The organism is Tsukamurella ocularis, from assembly GCF_965138335.1.
GTDB classification, from domain to species: domain Bacteria; phylum Actinomycetota; class Actinomycetes; order Mycobacteriales; family Mycobacteriaceae; genus Tsukamurella; species Tsukamurella ocularis_A.
Map to the genome: position 1 here is coordinate 14,189 of NZ_CBCSDV010000026.1, position 16,578 is coordinate 30,766.

Sequence of the window (16,578 nt, forward strand, 5' to 3'; positions counted from 1 at the left end):
CTAGCACGTCCGGCGGAGCCGACGAGCAATCTGCCACAATCTTCAGATGGTGTCCACAAACCGGCCCGCCCGTCGCACCGACAAACTCGCCCGAGGCATGGCGCTGTCCCTCGCCGGGATGGGCGCGCTGCACTTCGTCGCGCCGAAGCCCTTCGATTCGATCGTGCCGCCGAACCTTCCGTTCGGCCTCACGCCCCGCCGCGCGACGCAGCTCTCGGGCGTCGCCGAGCTGACCACCGCCGCGCTGCTCGCCGCGCCGAGGACCCGCCGGCTCGGCGGCGTCGCCGCGACCGCGCTCTTCGCGGCGGTGTTCCCGGCGAACGTGCACATGGCGCAGCAGTGGGCCGACAAGCCGCTGCCGCTCAGGCTGGGCGCCTACGCCCGCCTGCCGCTGCAGCTGCCGATGGTCGTCTCGGCCGTGAAGATCGCGCGCGACAGGGACCCGGCCGCCTAACCCTCCCCCGCGCTCGTGATCAGGTCCGCGAGGCCCTGATGCTCGATCAGATCCGACGGTGCCACCGTCTCCCCGGAGCGCACGTAGAAGAACGCCGCCCGCACGTCGCCGACGGGCACATCCCGCAGGCGTGCCCACGCGAGCCGGTACGCCGCGAGCTGCACCGCGGCGGCGCGCTCGTCCGCCGGCTCGGTGGGCCGCACGCCGGTCTTCCAGTCGACCACGGTGAAACCGCCCCCCGGGTCGCGGAAGACGGCGTCCATCCGCCCGCGCACGACGGTGCCGGCGGCCGCGATCTCGAAGGGCACCTCGATGTCGACGGGGGTGCGCGCCGCCCATTCGCTCTCCTCGAACCGCCGCTGCAGCAGCGCGAGGTTCTCGTCGGCGCCCGCGGCTCCGTCGGCCGCGCCGGGCAGCTCGTCGAGATCCAGCAGGCGCGACGCACCGTACCGCCGTTCGAGCCACGCGTGGAAGGCGGTGCCGCGCCGCGCGTACGGATTCGGCTTGAACGGCACGGGCCGGCGCAGCCGGCTCGCGAACGTGGCGGGGCTGCGCCGCAACTCCACCAGCTGGCTCACCGAGACCTCGCGCGGCACCGCGACTTCCAGCTCGGCCTGCGCCTGGCGGGCACGCTCCGCGAGGAGAGCGGTCACCTCGGCGGCCCAGCCGTACGGATCCGGCTCGTCCGCATCGGGTTCCGCGGCGCCGCGCGCGAGCTCGGCGAGCACCAGCTCGGCGCCGGCGTCCACGTCGGGGCGGTGGGCGCCGAGGAAGTCGCGCGGCCACGGCAGGCGGATCGGCTCCGTCTCCAGCGGATTCGGCGCGTCCTCGAGGGGCTCGCCCGCCCACTCCGTCACGGCGTCCGGCGCGTGGTCGCGCGCGGCCACGAGGAAGCGCGACGGGGCCTTCGGCGTCTTCACGTCCTCGCTCCAGTAGTGCCCGGACAGCAGGAGCACCGACTGGGTGCGCGTGACGGCGACGTAGAACAGGCGCTCGTCCTCGTGCATGTTCATGCCCTTGAGCGCCTTCCGGTGCGCGTCCAGGGCGTCCTCGAGGTCCTTGCGGTTGTTGCAGCCGTCGAGGTCGAGGCGGGGCACGCCGTCGGTCTCGCCGGGTTCGGCGAGGTCGCCGCGCAGGCCCGGCTGCAGTTCGGCGGGCGTCGACAGCCACGTGGGCAGCGCCCGGTTGGAGGGGAAGATGCCCTCCGAGAGGTGCGGCACCGCCACCACATCCCACTCGAGGCCCTTCGCGGAGTGCACCGTGAGCACCTGCACCCGGTCGGTGGCGACCTCCACGTCTCCGGGCGTGAGACCGCCCTCCACCCTCTCCGCGGCCGCGAGGAAGGCGAGCAGGCCCGGGAGGGTCGCGGTGGGTCGCTCGGCGTAGGAGACGACCACGTCCGCGAAGGCGTCGAGGTGCTCGCGGCCGGTCGCGCGGCCGCCGAGTTGCCGGGACGCGCGGATGCGGGTCTCGATGCTCACGCCCAGCACCCGCTCGGCCTCGGCCACGACCTCGGGCAGCGGATGCCCGAGCCGCTCCCGGACGTGCCGCACCTCGCGGTCGAGCGACCGGATCTTCGCCAGGCCCGCCGCCGAGTAGTCGGCGTCCGCCCCCGGGTCGGCGATCGCGTCACCGAGACCCGCGGCGTCGAGGCTCTCCGAGGGCAGCGTCGCGTCCAGCGCGGCGTCGAGCTGCTCCGGCGTGGCGACGGCGCCCGCGGCCGCGCGGCCCGTGGTGTGCGCGATCCTGCGCGCGCGGTTCCACAGCGCCCGGAGGTCGGCGGCACCGAGCTGCCAGCGCGGCCCGGTGAGCAGCCGCATCGCGGCGGTGCCGGCGAGCGGCTCGACGGCCAGCCGCAGCAGCGCCACGACGTCCTGCACTTCGGGGGTGTGCAGCAGGCCGCCGAGGCCGACCACCTCGACGGGCACGCCGCGCTCGCCGAGGGCGGCGGCGATCCCCGCGGAATCGGCGTTGCGGCGCACGAGCACCGCCACGGTCGGTGGCTCCTCCCCCGCCTCGATCCGCCCGCGCCACTGCTCCGCGATCGCATCGGCGGCCCAGTCGCGCTCGTCGATCACCGTGGAGTGCAGGGAGATCCGCAGGTCGCCCCCCGGCGCGTCGGGACGCGCCTTCAGCTCGGAGACGGGCACGCCGCGGCTGCGCAGGTCCTCCGAGACGGCGTTGGCGAGGCTGAGCGCGCTCGTCGGATTGCGCCAGCTCGTGAGCAGTTCGCGGCGCGGGGCGGGTCTGCCGTCGGCCTGCGGAAAATCGGTGGCGAACCGGGGGAGGTTCGCGGCCGACGCGCCGCGCCAGCCGTAGATCGATTGGATCGGATCGCCCACCGCGGTCACGGCGGCGGCACCCGACGGTCCGCCGAACAGCGACGCCAGCAGCATCCGCTGCGCGTGCCCGGTGTCCTGGTACTCATCGAGCAGGACGGCGCCGAACCGGGCCCGCTCGAGGCCCGCCACATCCGGATTGGCGAGCGCGAGCTGCGCGGCGAGCCCCATCTGGCTGCCGAAGTCGAGGACCTCGCGGGCCCGCATCTCCGCGGCCACGGCCCGCACCAGCGGGATCAGCCGGCGCCGCTGCTCCTGCACTTCGGCGGCCTTGAGCAGCGCGGCGTTCGGCGCGGCCCGCTGCCGCGGCCCGGGCGGGAGGAGGCCGATGAGCCGCTCCAGCTCGTCGTCGTCGGCCTCCAGCTGGTCGGGGGTCACCAGATGGTCCGCGAGCGCCCCGGACAGCCCGAGCACCCATTCGGTGAGGTTCGCCGGGTTCCGGTCGAGTTCGAGCGCCTCGTCCCATCCGGTGACCACGTCGTACGCGATCTGCCAGCGCTCGGTCTCCGAGACCAGTCGCACCGACGGCTCGACCGGCAGCAGCATGCCGTAGTCACCGAGCAGCCGCCCCGCGTAGGCGTGGTACGTGCTGATCTCGGGCTCGACGGTGCGCAGCGACGCCCGCAGCTCGCCCGACGGATCGATCCGGTCGACGACGGGCGCACCGGCGAGACGCGCGAGCCGCTTGCGCACGCGGATCATCAACTGCTGCGCGGCCTTGCGGGTGAAGGTGAGGCCCAGCACCTGGTCGGGCGTGACGTAGCGGTTCGCGATGAGCCACACCACGCGCCCGGCCATCGTCTCCGTCTTACCCGCGCCCGCGCCCGCGACCACGAGGCACGGCCCGAGCGGCGCCTCGATGACGGCGCGCTGCTCGTCCGTCGGCGCGAACGCCTGGCCCAGCTCGTGTGCCAGGTCCACCGCCGAGATCAGCGGCGCGTGCGGGAACCCGTCGGTCACTCCCTCAGTCATCGGTGACGCTCCGTCCCTTGTCCACGACCGGGCAGCAGGACGCCACCGCGCAGTACTGGCACGAGGCGTTGAGGGTGGCGGGGAACTCCGGCCCACGAGTGCGGCGCGCGGCCTCGCGGATCACGCCCAGCCACTCGTCCACATCGGCCGGGGTGAGCGCGTCCTGTTCGCGCACCGTCGCGCCGGTCTTGGTGTGCGCCTTGGCGACGTACACCAGCTTGCCGCCGCCCGGGGTCTCCGGCACGCCGTCGATCCCGCCGTGCGCGAGCGCCACCTGGTACGTGCGCAACTGCGCCTGGGCCTGCCCGTCCGCCTGGGTCGGGAGGGTGCGCCCCGTCTTGACGTCCACCACGACGGCACGGCCGAGCGCGTCGCGTTCGAGTCGATCGATCCGACCGCGGATCCGCACGTCGGGATCGGTGCCGCCGGCCGTGACATCGCCCGGGATCACCGCGTCGACGCCGATCTCCACGCCCGCCTCGGTGAGTTCGCCGCGGCTCCCGGCCAGCCAGGACCGGAAGGACTCCAACATCTCCTCGGTGCGCGCCAGCTCCCGCTGCGCGAACCAGTCCGCCTCGAGGTCGACGCGGTCCCACACCTTCTCCAGCGAGCGGGTCACCTCGTCCTTGGGGATCCGTCCCGCGACCGCCTGCACCAGGGTGTGCACCAGGTTGCCCGTGGCCTGCTTGGCGGAGTCGCCGTCGCTGCCGCCGAAGCGCTCCAGCATCCACCGCAGCGCGCACGCCGAGAGCGCTTCCACGTTCGACGGGGACAGCGCCACCGGCCCGTCCTCCGGCGTCCACAGCGGATCGTCGGTGCTCGCGCCCGCCATGCCGTACCAACTGTCCGGGTGCGCGCCCGGAACGCGGTCGGCGGCGAGCCGCGCGAGCTGCCGGGTGGCGTGGGCGCGCTCCTGCGGCTCGCGCGCGGGATCGCAGGCGGCGGTGCGCAGCACGGCCACCAGAGTGCGCAGGTCCAGTGCGGCCGACGGTGCGCTCTCCACCGCGGGCGTGTAGGTCTCCGGGTCCTCGTCGCCCGACGGCGCGATCCCCTGCAGGAACCGCGACGGCACCAGGTCGCCGTCACCGTCCGCCGTGTCGACCGCGGTGATGAGCAGCGTGCGGCGGGCCCGCGAGCAGGCGACGAGGAGCAGCCGCCGTTCCTCCGCGAGCAGCGGCAGCGACCGCGACACCGTGGGCAGCGCCGCGGGATCCATCCCGTCGAGCGCATCCAGCAGCTCGTCGGTACCGAGCAGGCCGCCGCGGCGCCGCAGGTTGGGCCAGCGGCCCTCCTGCACGCCGGCGACGGCGACGACGTCCCATTGCCGCCCGACCGTGCTGTGCGCCGACAGCAGCGTCACCCCCGGAACGGTGGCCTGCCCGCTGCGGCCGCGGGCGCGGTCGGACCGCGGGATCTGCAGCTGTTCCAGGTATTCGACGAACGCGCCCACGGAGGCGGTGGGCAGGGTGTCGGTGAAGTCGGCGGCGGAGTCGAACAGCCCCATCACCGCGTCGAGGTCGCGGTCGGCCTGCTCGCCCAGGGTGCCGCCGCGCAGCGCGAGCGCGCCCCAGCGGGCGGCGAGCCCGGTGGCCGCCCACGCGGCCCACAGCACCTCCTCGACGGTGCCGTGCTCGGCGGCGGCGCCGGCGGCCCGGACCGCGGCGAGGACCCGCTCCACGGGCTCGGCCTCGAGCTCGGTGAGCACGGCCTTGTAGGGCGCGAACTCGGCGGCGCCGGTGAGCACCGCGGCGAGGATCTCGGCGGAGCCGCGGTCCTCCGCCGGATCGGCGCGTCGCACCGCCCGCCGCACCCGGCGCAGCGTCAGCGGGTCGCCGCCGCCGACGGGGCCGGACAGCAGGGTGACGGCCTCCGCCGGGTCGAGCCCCTCGGGGGCGACGGCGGCGCGGAGCACGAGGAGCAGTGCGTACACGGCGCGCTGCCGGGCGAGCGGCACGTCGTCCGCGGGCACGGTGACCGGAACGCCCGCGTAGGCCAGCGCGCGGCGCAGCGGCGCGATCGACGCCGAGACCGACCGCACGACGACGGCCATGTCCTCCCACGGGACGCCCCCCAGGACGTGCTCGCGCCGCAGCATCGCGGCGATCGCGTCGGCCTCCTTCGCGGGCGTGGAGAACAGCCGGACGGCCGCGGTGCCGGGCCGCGGCCGCTCGGGCGCGACGGCCCCGAACCGGTGCGGCAGGCGCGCGGAGATCCGGTTCACGGCGCCCGCCACCTCCTCCCCGAAGCGGAAGCTCCGCTCGAGCAGCACGTCCCGTTCCGGCGTGACGTCGAGGTTCTGCAGGAAGCGGGTGCTCGCGCCGCGGAAGGAGTTGACCGCCTGATCGGGATCCCCCGCGATCACGGTGAGCTCGGTCCCCGTACCGAGCAGCCGGATCAGCGCCGAGGCCAACGGGTCCAGGTTCTGCGCATCGTCGACGAGGAGGAACCGGATGCGCTCGCGCTGCTGGGCGAGCAGGGCGTCGTCGGAGGCGAGTGCCGTGACGGCCGCGTCGATGAGCTCCGCGGCGTCCACCGCCGGGGCCACGGCCTGCGGGCCGGCGAGGCCGACGGAGCCGCGCAGCAGCGTGGTCTCCTGGTACTCGCGCAGCGCGTTCGCCGCGGCGAGCCATTCGCCGCGGTTGTACCGGCGGGCGAGGTCCTCGATCTCGTCCGGACCCGCGCCGCGCTGCGCGGCCTGCGCGAAGAGGTCGCGCAGCGCTCCCGCGAAGCCGTGCGTGACCAACGCGGGACGCAGGCGCTCGGGCCAATGGGCGCCGCCGTCCTCGAGGTTGCCGCGCAGCAGCTCCCGCACCACCGCGTCCTGCTCCGAACCGGTGATGAGGCGCGGCGGCGGGCTGCCCGTGCCGGCGGCCTGCAGCCGCAGCACCGCGAAGGCCAGCGAGTGCACGGTGCGCACCAGCGGCTCCCCCGAGGCGTGCACCCCCTCGCTCCCCGCCAGCACCCGCGCCGAGAGCTCGCGCCGCAGGTCGGCCGCCGCTCGTTTGTTGCCGGTGAGGAGGAGCACCGATTCCGGTTCGACGAACGGGTCGGTGAGCTTCGCCACCGCGATGTCCACGAGCGCCGAGGTCTTGCCCGTGCCGGGCCCGCCGCGGATCCGGTACGGCGCCCAGCCGCCCACGTCGAGCGGGAGTTCCCCGGTGGCCGGCGCCGCCAGCGCGGCGATCGGCCCGACCCACTCGCGGACGGGGGGCGGTTCCGGAGGCGTGTACTGCAGGCGCAGGCGGGGGCGACGGTGCTTCCCCGCACCGTCGGCCCCTCGATTCCCTGTTCCGGCGTTCATGCGCACCCCCTCTCCGACCGCGTCCGTCGATCAGATCACAGCCCACTGACAACCTCGCGACGGCACGGCACAGGGCATGATCGGGGGCATGCTCAACACCCACGTCTACGGTCCGGACACCCCCCGCGCCCCCACCGTGCTCGCGATCCACGGCGTCACCGGCCACGGGGCGCGCTGGCGCCGATTCGCCGACGACGAGCTGCCGGGAGTGCGCGTGCTGGCCCCGGACCTGCGCGGGCACGCCCGCTCGACGTGGGCGCCGCCGTGGCATCTGGAGCAGCACGTGGCGGATCTCGTCGAGGTGATCGAGCGGCACGGCGACGGCCCCGTCGCGGTGATCGGCCACTCCCTCGGCGGCGCGCTCGCCTGCCGCCTCGCCGCCGCCCGCCCGGACCTGGTGCGCGCCCTCCTGCTGCTGGATCCCGCACAGGAGCTGGACCCTGAGCTGTGCGGGACCATCGCCGCGCAGACGATCGAGTTCTTCGACTTCACCTCGCCCGAGGAGGCGAAGCAGGAGAAGCGGTCCGGGGCGTGGGCGCGGGTCCCCGAGCCCGTGATCGACGACGAGATCGCCGAGCACCTGGTGCGCCGCGACTCCGGGCGCTGGGAGTGGGACATCAGCTGCGCCGCGGTGGCGGCGCTGTGGGGCGAACTGGCCCGGCCGGCGGTCGGCGCACCGTCGTCCGTCCCGACGGTGCTGCTGCGCGCCGACCGTGCCCACTTCGTCACCGACGCGCAGGTGGCCGCGATGCCGGGCGACGTCGAGGTCGTCGCGGTGCCGTCGGATCACATGGTGGCGCAGGAGATCCCGGCGACCGTCGGCGAGTACGCGCGCCACCTGATCGGATAGCCCCATGGCGAAGGTCACCGAGGAGCAGGTCGAGGCGGTGCGCGCGCTGATCGAGGCCATCCCGCCCGGCCGCGTGCGCACCTACGGCGACATCGCCGACGAACTGGGGTTGAGCTCGCCGCGGATCGTGGGCTGGGTGATGCGCACGGACGCTTCGGACCTGCCCTGGCACCGGGTGGTCCCCGCCACCGGGCGCCCCGCGGCGCACATCGTGCGCGAACAGCTGGAGCGCCTGCGCGCCGAGGGCGTGCTCGCCGACGGGGACCGCATCCCGCTGCGGGACTACCGGCTCTGAGCGAACCGGTCGACCAGCAGGTCGATCACCTCGGGCGCGGTGCCCAGCGGGGCGGCCGCCCCGTCGGCCCCCGCGTCGGCGAGCCGGGTGTGGAACAGGCCCTCCGCCAGCTGGTACGCGGCCAGGAAGAGCCGCCGCCCCGGGACCCGCGCGGCCGCGACCGCGTCGGCCACCGTCGGGCCGCCGGCGGCGAGGAAGCCCACCGGGACCGGGCCGCCGACGGCCTCCTCGAGGTATCCGGCCATCGTGCGCACGTCCGCGCGGGCGTGCGGGTCCGACGAGCCGGTCGCGCCGAGCACGACGGTGTCGCCGGGGCGCCACCCGGCCTCGCGGAGGCGCCGCACGAGCGCGCCCACCAGCGCGTGGTCCGGACCCAGCGCCGCCGTGACCGTGACCGCGCGGTGCCCGCTCGCCGCCACGTGCCGGGGCACGTCGGTGTGGACGTGGTAGCCGGCGGCGAGGAAGGCGGGCACGAGCACCGTCGGGCGGCCCGTCTCGCGCAGCAGGTCCGACGGTGACGGCCCCCGCACGTCGACGAAGGCCGTGTCGATCGGGCCCGTGCGGGCGGCGACGGCGTCGGCGATCGCGTGGACCGTGGCGATGCCGGACGCCGAGCGCGTGCCGTGGGCGACGAGGATCCGCCGCTCCGCGGGGGCTCCGCTCAGAGCAGCCACCGGCCGATCTCGACGATGTGCTCGAGGCCGGGCAGCGCCTCGGCCTCCGAGCGCGGGTGCACGGCGTGCACGGCGAGCCGGAAGATCAGGGCGCGTAGCACCATCTGCGGCCACTCGGGCAGGTCGGCCCAGCGCATGAGGAGGTTGTCGTCGGCGCCGCCCCAGGACAGCCCGTCCACGGCGACGACTGCCGCGGCCCACGTCGGCGGGCGCCAGTACGGCGTGAAATCCGTGATGCCGGGCGCGGCCGCGCCGGCGAACAGGACTGAGCTGGCGAGGTCGCCGTGCACGAGCTGCGGCGCGGCCTCCACGGGCGTGCGCAGCGCCGCGAGCTCCGTCACCAGCTCGACGGCGCGCTGCCGGTGCTCCTCCGTCTCGTCGAGCGCGCCGAGCTTGCGGGCCATGGCGAGCGGCTTGTCCTCCCACGCGGCGCGGTCGGCGAAGCCGAAGTAGTCGACCTCGGTGAACGGCGCGACGGTGGGCGAGGCGAGGAAACGGGGCCGCTCGAGCTTCGCCGTGACCTCGTGCAGCCGGTTCGCCATGGAGATGATCTCGTCGAAGCGCGGCTCGGCGGAGCCGGCGATGAACGTATCGGCGCGCCAGCCCGAGACGACGTAGCGCCCGTCGGTCGCGCGGAAGGGCCGGGCCAGGCGCATGCCGTCGACGTAGAGGTCCTCGCGCACCTTCGCGGACCACGCCGCNCGGGCGTGGTCCGCGATGAGCGAGAGCACGACCTCGCCGCAGCGCCATCCGCCGTCCCATTCCGCACCGAGTGCGATGGGCTCGGTCTCGTCCAGGCCGAAGGTGGACAGGACGTGCGCGGGGGGCTCGACGGGGCTCACCCTGTGAAATCTACCCGCGTGCGCGCGGTGAGGCCGCTAGGCGCGGCCCGGCTCGACGAGGAGGATCGGGATCAGGCGGTCCGTCTTCTCCTGGTACTCGGCGTACGGCGGGTAGGCGGCGACGCCGCGCGCCCACCACTCCTCGCGCTCGGCGCCGTGGATCTCGCGCACCGGGCCGGAGACCACGGTGGTGCCGTCCTGGACCTCCACCACGTCGTTGGCGAGCAGCGCCGAGTACCAGACGGGGTTGTCGGGCGCGCCGCCCTTCGAGGCGAACGCGGCGTACACGCCGTCGTGCTCCACCCGCATCAGCGGGCGGCGGTACAGCTTGCCGGACTTGGGGCCGCGGTAGGTGAAGACCACCACCGCCATTCCCGCGACCGCCACCGAAGCGGTGGTCCCGGTCTCGTCGATCTTCGCCAGCTGGTCCGCGACCCAGCCGGCCTTCTCGGTTGCGTAATCACCTTCGAGGGCCATGCCCCCACCCTAGAACGATCTTCTGGACAATGGAGGGCGTGCCAGACTCCCACCCCGTCGTGACCGTCTCCGTCCAGTTCCCCGACCTGTCGGTCGCCGAGTTCGACGATGTCCGGGCCCGCCTCACCGCGGGCCGTCCGGGCCGGGTCGTGGTGCCGCACGAGGCGCATCGCTGGTACGCCGCGTCGTCGGATCCGGAGACGGTCCGCGCCCTGGTCTCCGCGCTGCGGGCGGCGGTCGAGGGGCGCCGGCTGAGCTTCGACGACGAGGAGGCCCTCGACGACCTGGGCCAGGAGTACGCGGACTGGCTGGAGGAGTCGGAGGATCGCGACGACGCCGAGCCCGGCCCGGTCATGAGCTTCTCGGTGCACCTGCCCGCGCTGGAGCGCGACGAGTTCACCGCCCTCGCGGACGCGCTGCGCGCCGCGCACTCGCGGCGGATCGTGCTCGGGGAGCAGCAGGGCCTGAGCCACCACGAGCTCTCGGAGCGCTCCCGCATCGCCGCGCGCGTGCCCGGGATCCGCGCCGCGCTGCGGGGCGAGCCGATCGGCGCCGTCGACGCGCTGCCCCTGGTCGCGCTCCTCCACGACTACGCGGCGTGGCTGTCCGCGAATCCGGCGGAGTGAGTCAGCGGATCGCGGCCACGATCAGCTCGCCCAACCGCTCGGGGATCGAGAACTGAGGCCAGTGCCCGGAGCCGATCCGGACCACCTCGTGGTCGGCGATGGCCCGGTACTCGGCGGCGTGGGCGGGCCATTGCGCCAGCACGGACTCCACGCCGGCCGCGTCGAGTCCGCCCATGAGCAGCGTGACCGGGATACCGTGCCGCCGCTCGTCACCGAGGGTGATCGGATCGTGTGGGATCCGCTCCGGCACTGCGCCGGTCAGCGCCGCGGTCCGGGCGCGGACGGCCGAGTCGAGGTCGTGGACCTCCTCGTCGTCGAAGAAGTCCCAGCCGGGAAACGGCACGACGCCGTCGACGGCCTCGAACTCGTTGATCGGCGCACCGTCGGGCGGCGGGACGGTGTCGACGAACACGACGCGCGCCACGCGGTCGGGGCGCGCGTCGGCGGCGCCCCACGCGGCGTTCCCGCCGCCGGAGTGCCCCACCAGAACGACGGGGCCGTCGGCCGCATCGATCGCCGCCGTGACCGAGCCGATCCAGTCGGCGAGGCCCACCTCGGCCGCGCTGTCGGACGGTGCGCCGAGCCCCGGCGGGCGGAGCGGGATCGGACGATGCCCCGCGGCGGCGATCGGCGGGAGGACCGCGTCCCAGCTCGCCGCGTCCAACCACAGGCCCGGAATGAGGATGACGTCCATGCCGCCATCCTTCCAGTCCTGCGACTTCGCTTGAACGCCTTCCACCAATCGGGACCGGCGCTACCGTGAGAGCACCTCGAAGTTAAAGGCGGTTCTCATGTTCCCTGGAGCCTTCGCAGAGCTCTCCCCCGGCAAGCCCGCAGCGATCGACGCCGCCACCGGCGAGATCCTGAGCCACGCTCGCCTGAACGAGGAGTCCACGCGGATCGCGCACCACCTGCGCGCGCTGGGGCTGCGGCGCGGCGACACCGTCGCGATCGTGGCCGGGAACGATCTGCGCATCTTCTGCGCGTACGCCGCGGCCATCCGCAGCGGCCTGTACGTGACCGCGGTGAACGTGCACCTCACGCCCGGCGAGGTCAACTACATCCTCGCGGACTGCGAGGCCAAGGCCCTGTTCGCGGGCGCCGATGTGGCCGAGGCGGTTTCGGAAGCCCTGACGCTGCCCGCCCTCGCCGAGCCGGGCCGTGCGATCGCCTGGGGCGGACCGATCCCGGGCTTCGCCGACTACGACGCGGTGCTCGCGGAGGCCGATGCCACGCCGCTCACGGACCAGCCGCGCGGCACGGACATGCTCTACTCCTCCGGCACCACGGGTCGCCCGAAGGGCATCAAGATCCCCCTCCCGGAGGGGCAGGTCGACGAGGCGCCGGACGCCTACACCGCGATCTTCGCCCCGATGTACGGCATGGACGCCGACACCGTGTACCTCTCCCCCGCGCCGCTGTACCACGCTGCGCCGCTGCGCTTCTGCGGCGTCACCATGTCGGTCGGCGGCACCGTGATCATGATGCACCGCTTCGACCCTGAGGAGGCGCTGGCACTCATCGAGAAGTACCGCGTGACCCACAGCCAGTGGGTGCCCACGATGTTCGTCCGGATGCTCAAGCTGCCCGAGGCGACGCGGGCGCACTACGACACGAGCAGCCTCAAGGTCGCGATCCACGCCGCCGCTCCCTGCCCGGCCGAGGTGAAGCAGTCGATGCTCGCGTGGTGGGGACCGGTGATCCACGAGTACTACGCCTCGACCGAGGCTGCCGGCGCCACGTTCATCAGCCCGCAGGAGGCGCTGGAGCGCCCCGGGTCCGTGGGTCGCGCCGGTCTGGGCGTCGCCCGGATCTGCGGCGACGACGGTGCCGTCCTCCCCGCCGGCGAGATCGGCACCATCTACTTCGAGCGCGAGCAGATGCCCTTCCAGTACCACAACGCGCCCGAGAAGACCCGCTCCGCACAGCACCCCGATCACGAGAACTGGGCGACCACCGGCGATGTCGGCTACCTCGATGGGGACGGCTACCTCTATCTCACCGACCGCCAGGACTTCATGATCATCACCGGCGGGGTGAACGTCTACCCGCAGGAGTGCGAGAACGCGCTCATCATGCATCCCGCCGTCGCCGACGTGGCGGTGATCGGGGTGCCGCACGACGAGCTCGGCGAGACCGCGCTCGCGTGCGTGCAGTTGGCGCCGGGCGTGGAGCGGTCGGATGCGCTGGCGCAGGAGTTGATCGACCACGCGGGCCGAGAACTGGCCCGCTACAAGCTCCCCCGCGCCGTGCGCTTCGTCGACAGCCTGCCCCGCACGCCCACGGGCAAGCTGGTCAAACGCCTGATCTCCGTGGAGTAGTGCCGTCCGGAGCCGCCGTGCGTGCGGCGTCCGCGTCGGCGTTGATCCGCTCGAGCGCGAGGTAGCCGCGCGAGAAGGTGACGATCATCAGCGCCCAGATGGAGAGCGAGACGATGTAGAACACCGAGTGCTCCGCGTCCTCGCCCGGGAGGGTCACGTAGTCGTAGATGATCGCCACGAACGCCCCGAGCGCGGTCCCGATCGCCACCCAGGCCGCGTTGCCGCGATCGCCCGCGCGCCACAGCTTGGGCACCATGAAGCCGAACACGAACAGCGCCGCACCGAGGTTCATCACAAGGTAGAAGATCGCCCAGCTCGGCTCCACGTCGCGCGGCTCGAGAGCGCGGTTGAGACCCACCCCGACGCCGGCGAGGATCGCCACCGCCTCGACGGCCCACGTGGGCCGGTAGCGGTGCGTGACCGCCATCAACCCGACCACCAGGATCAGCGTCATGCCGAACGACCGGGAGAAGGCGTCGAAGAAGACCATGACCCGGTAGCTGAGGCTCTCGTGGTCCACTCCGGTCGCCGCGAGGTACAACACGTTCACGCCGGAGACCGCCATCACGACCCACTCGAGGCCGAGTAGGAAGTTGCGGAAGCCTCGGAGCAGTTTGTAGCCGTAGTAGAAGCCGGCGCCGACCATCGCGAGGTCCGCGAGGAGGATCAGGATCATGCGGGTGGTGCTCATCGGGACTCCTTGAGGGCAGTTCGGATCGCACCGGTCACCCGATCGACTGCGGCGCGGGCCGCGGGGCTGATACGGGTCATCGAGACGTGGCCGTGTACGAGGCCGCTCTCGCGGAAGACGCGAACCGGGACGCCGGCTTCTTCGAGTCGTGCGGCGTACGCGAGCGCCTCATCCCGGAGCGGATCGAAGCCGGCCACGGTGATGAGCGTCGGCGGCGCCCCGGACAGGTCCTCGGCGCGCATCGGCGAGACCCGAGGATCCAGCCCGTCCACCCGGTCCGGCAGGTAGTGGTCCGTGAGCCAGGCGATCTGTTTCGCCGATAGCGCGGAGCTCCCGGCGAACTCGGTCCGCGACGGGTAGTCCCCGACCGCGTCCACCACCGGGTACATGAGCACCTGCAGGTAGGGCCGGATCTCCTCGCCCGCCAGGTCGTTCGCGAGCACCGCACAGAGGTTGCCGCCGGCGCTGTCGCCCAGCAGCACGATCCTGGTGGGGTCGATCCCCCACTCGGCGGCGTGCTCCACGGCGTAGTACCAGGCCGTCACCGCGTCGTCGACGGGGCCGGGGAACGGCGACTCCGGTGCGAGGCCGTACTCGACGGAAAGCACATTGACCCCCGCGCCGTCCGCGATGAGGCGGACGGGCACGTCGTAGTCCTGCCGGCTACTGAGAACGAAGCCGCCGCCGTGCAGGAACAGGACCAGCGCGTCCGACGGTGTCACGGGCCGGTACAGCGTGGCGCGCAGTCCATCCGGCATCACGATCTCCGGCTCGACGCGCACGCCCGCCGGCGCCTCGTCGGCGAACACGCGGCAGTCGTTCGCGACGATCGCCCGCGCCTCCTCGGGAGTGCCGTCGCTGAAGTCCGGCGCACGGGCGGTCAGCTTCAGCAGCAGCGCGATCTCCGGCGCCATCACGTCGCCGTCAGCGTTCACCACTCGGGGTGCGAGCCGGCGCATCACGCCGCCGGGAACCCCGGCGAGGAGCGCGGTGAAGGCAGCGCGCTGGAGTCGCTCCGACCGGCTCAGCTCGGCCGGCACCTGGGTGGGCGCGGGAACGTTGGCGGGAGCCGACGTCTCGGCAGGCGCGGTCATGCGCGCGCCTCCTCCACGACGGCGCGGCCGCCGAGCTCGCGCTCGAGGCGCGAGCTGAACTTCAGGTTCTCGTCGATCACCGAGCCGCGGTACATCTTCCGGTCGTCCATGAAGACGTTCTCCATCTTCCAGGGCACGGCGTCGCCCTGGCGCGGCAGGTCGTCCCTGGAGCGCTGCATGTAACCCGAGTTGAGGTCGAGCATGGAGCGGGTGCCCACGCCGGCGGGGGCGTGCGGGACGGCGGTGTCGTAGCCGTGGGTGTCCATGTGCCGCAGGATCTCGATGATGCTCTTGCCGAGCAGGCCGATCTTCAGCGTCCACGACGACTTGGTGTAGCCGATCGCGTTCATCCAGTTCGGCACGCCGGAGAGCATCATGCCGCGGTAGACCACGGACTTCGGCAGGTCGACGGGGCGCCCGTCCACGGTGAGGTCGATGCCGCCGAAGAGCCGGAGGTTCAGGCCGGTCGCGGTGACGATGACATCGGCGTCCAGGTGCTCGCCGGACTCGAGCTCGATGCCCGTCTCCGTGAAGCGGACGATCTTGTCCGTCACCACGGAGGCGCCGCCGTCGCGGATGGACTTGAAGAAGTCGCCGTCGGGCGCGAGGCACAGACGCTGCTCCCACGGGTTGTAGGGCGGGTTGAAGTGCTTGTCCACGTCGAAGCCGGCGGGCAGCTCCTTGACGTTGACGCTGCGGATGTACTTGCGCGCGGTCGTGGGAAGCTTCGTGAGAAATGCGACCACGGCGGCGTCCACGACGATGTTCTTCCACCGGGTGGCGAGGTAGCCGCCGCGTTCGCCGAGCAGGCGGGTGAGCTTGAGGTTCAGGGAATCCACGCGGGGCAGGGTCAAGATGTAGGTCGGGGTGCGCTGCAGCATGGTCACGTGCTTCGCGGCGCCCTCTCCCTTGAGCATCGACGGGATCAGCGTGATCGCGGTCGCGCCGCTGCCGATCACCACGACCTTCTTGCCGGAGTAGTCGTACCCCTCGGGCCAGTGCTGCGGGTGGATGATGTCGCCCCGGAAGTCCTCACGGCCCGCGAACTCCGGGGTGAAGCCCTCCTCGTACTTGTAGTAGCCGGTAGCGCCGAACACCCAGCCTGCCTTGATGATCTCGCGCCGGACATTGCCGTCGGCGTCCGTCACGTCGACATTGAGCAGCCACTGCGCGTCGTCGCTCGACCACGCAGCGGAGACCACCTTGTGGCGGTAGCGGATACGGTCGGACAGCCCGTACTCGTCCGCGGTCTCCTTGAGGTAGTTCAGGATCAGTGGAGCGTCGGCGATCGCGTTCTCGTCCTTCCAGCTCTTGAACTCGTACGCGAAGGTGTGCAGGTCGGAGTCGGAACGGATGCCGGGGTACTTGAACAGGTCCCATGTGCCGCCGATCGAGTCTCGACCCTCGAGCATCGCGATCGACTTGTTCGGGAACTCCTGAGTGATGTACGCCGCGGCGCCGATCCCCGAGATTCCTCCACCGATGACGACCACGTCGAAGTACTCCGGGGCCTGTGCCGTGTTGCTCATGGTGTCGCTACCTTCCTGCGCCGAGCGCTTCATGATGCGACTCAGACTGCCGATGTTCGTGTGGCACGGACCACACCGAAACTCAGCGTTTTGGCACGAACGGTGGTGCGAAT

14 protein-coding genes and 1 pseudogene are annotated in these 16,578 nt (G+C 73.0%); 5 read left to right on the plus strand and 10 right to left on the minus strand.

Annotated features, from left to right (window positions below; all coding sequences use genetic code 11):
• Positions 1 to 46 precede the first annotated feature (46 nt).
• Entirely contained in the window at positions 47 to 454 is a 408-nt protein-coding gene (locus tag ACNAYW_RS19500) for a DoxX family protein (protein WP_415851304.1), read from the plus strand.
• Here the strand turns inward: ACNAYW_RS19500 and ACNAYW_RS19505 are convergent.
• Together ACNAYW_RS19505 and ACNAYW_RS19510 are read right to left on the minus strand one after the other, a co-directional pair.
• Positions 451 to 3,765 (minus strand): ATP-dependent DNA helicase, encoded by a 3,315-nt coding sequence (locus tag ACNAYW_RS19505; RefSeq protein WP_415851305.1) that lies wholly within the window; start codon positions 3,763 to 3,765, stop codon positions 451 to 453. The two genes, ACNAYW_RS19500 and ACNAYW_RS19505, sit on opposite strands and share 4 nt — an antisense overlap.
• The gene (locus ACNAYW_RS19510) at positions 3,758 to 7,066 is read right to left on the minus strand and encodes an ATP-dependent helicase (protein ID WP_415851306.1); all 3,309 of its coding nucleotides are present in this window, start codon (positions 7,064 to 7,066) and stop codon (positions 3,758 to 3,760) included. The genes ACNAYW_RS19505 and ACNAYW_RS19510 overlap by 8 nt, the downstream gene beginning before the upstream one ends.
• A gap of 88 nt (positions 7,067 to 7,154) precedes the next feature.
• Here ACNAYW_RS19510 and ACNAYW_RS19515 point away from each other — a divergent pair, with 88 nt between their 5' ends.
• Positions 7,155 to 7,916, plus strand: a complete 762-nt coding sequence (locus ACNAYW_RS19515; protein ID WP_415851307.1) for an alpha/beta hydrolase — start codon at positions 7,155 to 7,157, stop codon at positions 7,914 to 7,916.
• Between the two features lie 4 nt (positions 7,917 to 7,920).
• On the plus strand, positions 7,921 to 8,211 hold the full coding sequence (locus tag ACNAYW_RS19520) for an MGMT family protein (protein WP_415851308.1): 291 nt from the start codon (positions 7,921 to 7,923) through the stop codon (positions 8,209 to 8,211).
• On the opposite strand, the gene ACNAYW_RS19525 is transcribed toward ACNAYW_RS19520, so the two are convergent.
• From ACNAYW_RS19525 to ACNAYW_RS19540, 4 genes and pseudogenes are all read right to left on the minus strand, one after another.
• Complete coding sequence (locus ACNAYW_RS19525) at positions 8,199 to 8,885, minus strand: sirohydrochlorin chelatase (protein ID WP_415851309.1); 687 nt, start codon at positions 8,883 to 8,885, stop codon at positions 8,199 to 8,201. The genes ACNAYW_RS19520 and ACNAYW_RS19525 overlap by 13 nt on opposite strands.
• Positions 8,873 to 9,586, minus strand: a 714-nt coding sequence (locus ACNAYW_RS19530) for a TIGR02569 family protein (protein ID WP_415851310.1), incomplete at its 5' end; no start/stop codon positions are given. The genes ACNAYW_RS19530 and ACNAYW_RS19525, both read right to left, overlap by 13 nt.
• A gap of 1 nt (position 9,587) precedes the next feature.
• Positions 9,588 to 9,727 (minus strand): annotated as a pseudogene (locus tag ACNAYW_RS19535) (TIGR02569 family protein); the annotation flags it as partial.
• Positions 9,728 to 9,763: 36 nt separating this feature from the next.
• A complete protein-coding gene (locus tag ACNAYW_RS19540) occupies positions 9,764 to 10,204 on the minus strand; it encodes a nitroreductase/quinone reductase family protein (RefSeq protein ID WP_415851311.1) in 441 nt (146 codons plus the stop codon).
• A 38-nt stretch (positions 10,205 to 10,242) separates the two neighbouring features.
• On the opposite strand from ACNAYW_RS19540, the gene ACNAYW_RS19545 reads away from it, so the two are divergent.
• Positions 10,243 to 10,830 carry a hypothetical protein gene (locus ACNAYW_RS19545; RefSeq protein WP_415851312.1) on the plus strand — a complete coding sequence of 196 codons (588 nt, stop codon included), beginning with the start codon at positions 10,243 to 10,245 and terminating at the stop codon, positions 10,828 to 10,830.
• Position 10,831: 1 nt separating this feature from the next.
• Here the strand turns inward: ACNAYW_RS19545 and ACNAYW_RS19550 are convergent, their stop codons facing one another.
• The gene (locus ACNAYW_RS19550; protein WP_415851313.1) at positions 10,832 to 11,524 is read right to left on the minus strand and encodes an alpha/beta fold hydrolase; all 693 of its coding nucleotides are present in this window, start codon (positions 11,522 to 11,524) and stop codon (positions 10,832 to 10,834) included.
• A 97-nt stretch (positions 11,525 to 11,621) separates the two neighbouring features.
• On the opposite strand from ACNAYW_RS19550, the gene ACNAYW_RS19555 reads away from it, so the two are divergent.
• Complete coding sequence (locus ACNAYW_RS19555) at positions 11,622 to 13,151, plus strand: acyl-CoA synthetase (RefSeq protein ID WP_415851314.1); 1,530 nt, start codon at positions 11,622 to 11,624, stop codon at positions 13,149 to 13,151.
• Here the strand turns inward: ACNAYW_RS19555 and ACNAYW_RS19560 are convergent.
• From ACNAYW_RS19560 to ACNAYW_RS19570, 3 genes are read right to left on the minus strand one after another with little or no spacing between them, the layout of a single operon-like run.
• Complete coding sequence (locus ACNAYW_RS19560; RefSeq protein ID WP_415851315.1) at positions 13,126 to 13,842, minus strand: hypothetical protein; 717 nt, start codon at positions 13,840 to 13,842, stop codon at positions 13,126 to 13,128. The two genes, ACNAYW_RS19555 and ACNAYW_RS19560, sit on opposite strands and share 26 nt — an antisense overlap.
• Positions 13,839 to 14,936, minus strand: coding sequence for an alpha/beta hydrolase fold domain-containing protein (locus tag ACNAYW_RS19565; RefSeq protein ID WP_415851316.1), 1,098 nt, complete (start codon positions 14,934 to 14,936; stop codon positions 13,839 to 13,841). Before ACNAYW_RS19565 ends, ACNAYW_RS19560 begins: the two co-directional genes overlap by 4 nt.
• Positions 14,933 to 16,465: a flavin-containing monooxygenase gene (locus ACNAYW_RS19570; protein ID WP_415851317.1), complete on the minus strand. Its 1,533-nt coding sequence runs from the start codon at positions 16,463 to 16,465 to the stop codon at positions 14,933 to 14,935. The genes ACNAYW_RS19565 and ACNAYW_RS19570 overlap by 4 nt, the downstream gene beginning before the upstream one ends.
• Positions 16,466 to 16,578 lie beyond the last annotated feature (113 nt).

What these genes read in the sequence shown, in the direction of transcription:
- ACNAYW_RS19500 (WP_415851304.1), top strand. Translation starts at nt 47, where the DNA reads ATGGTGTCCACAAACCGGCCCGCCCGTCGCACCGACAAACTCGCCCGA.
- ACNAYW_RS19505 (WP_415851305.1), bottom strand. Translation starts at nt 3,765, where the DNA reads ATGACTGAGGGAGTGACCGACGGGTTCCCGCACGCGCCGCTGATCTCG.
- ACNAYW_RS19510 (WP_415851306.1), bottom strand. Translation starts at nt 7,066, where the DNA reads ATGAACGCCGGAACAGGGAATCGAGGGGCCGACGGTGCGGGGAAGCAC.
- ACNAYW_RS19515 (WP_415851307.1), top strand. Translation starts at nt 7,155, where the DNA reads ATGCTCAACACCCACGTCTACGGTCCGGACACCCCCCGCGCCCCCACC.
- ACNAYW_RS19520 (WP_415851308.1), top strand. Translation starts at nt 7,921, where the DNA reads ATGGCGAAGGTCACCGAGGAGCAGGTCGAGGCGGTGCGCGCGCTGATC.
- ACNAYW_RS19540 (WP_415851311.1), bottom strand. Translation starts at nt 10,204, where the DNA reads ATGGCCCTCGAAGGTGATTACGCAACCGAGAAGGCCGGCTGGGTCGCG.
- ACNAYW_RS19550 (WP_415851313.1), bottom strand. Translation starts at nt 11,524, where the DNA reads ATGGACGTCATCCTCATTCCGGGCCTGTGGTTGGACGCGGCGAGCTGG.
- ACNAYW_RS19555 (WP_415851314.1), top strand. Translation starts at nt 11,622, where the DNA reads ATGTTCCCTGGAGCCTTCGCAGAGCTCTCCCCCGGCAAGCCCGCAGCG.
- ACNAYW_RS19560 (WP_415851315.1), bottom strand. Translation starts at nt 13,842, where the DNA reads ATGAGCACCACCCGCATGATCCTGATCCTCCTCGCGGACCTCGCGATG.
- ACNAYW_RS19565 (WP_415851316.1), bottom strand. Translation starts at nt 14,936, where the DNA reads ATGACCGCGCCTGCCGAGACGTCGGCTCCCGCCAACGTTCCCGCGCCC.
- ACNAYW_RS19570 (WP_415851317.1), bottom strand. Translation starts at nt 16,465, where the DNA reads ATGAGCAACACGGCACAGGCCCCGGAGTACTTCGACGTGGTCGTCATC.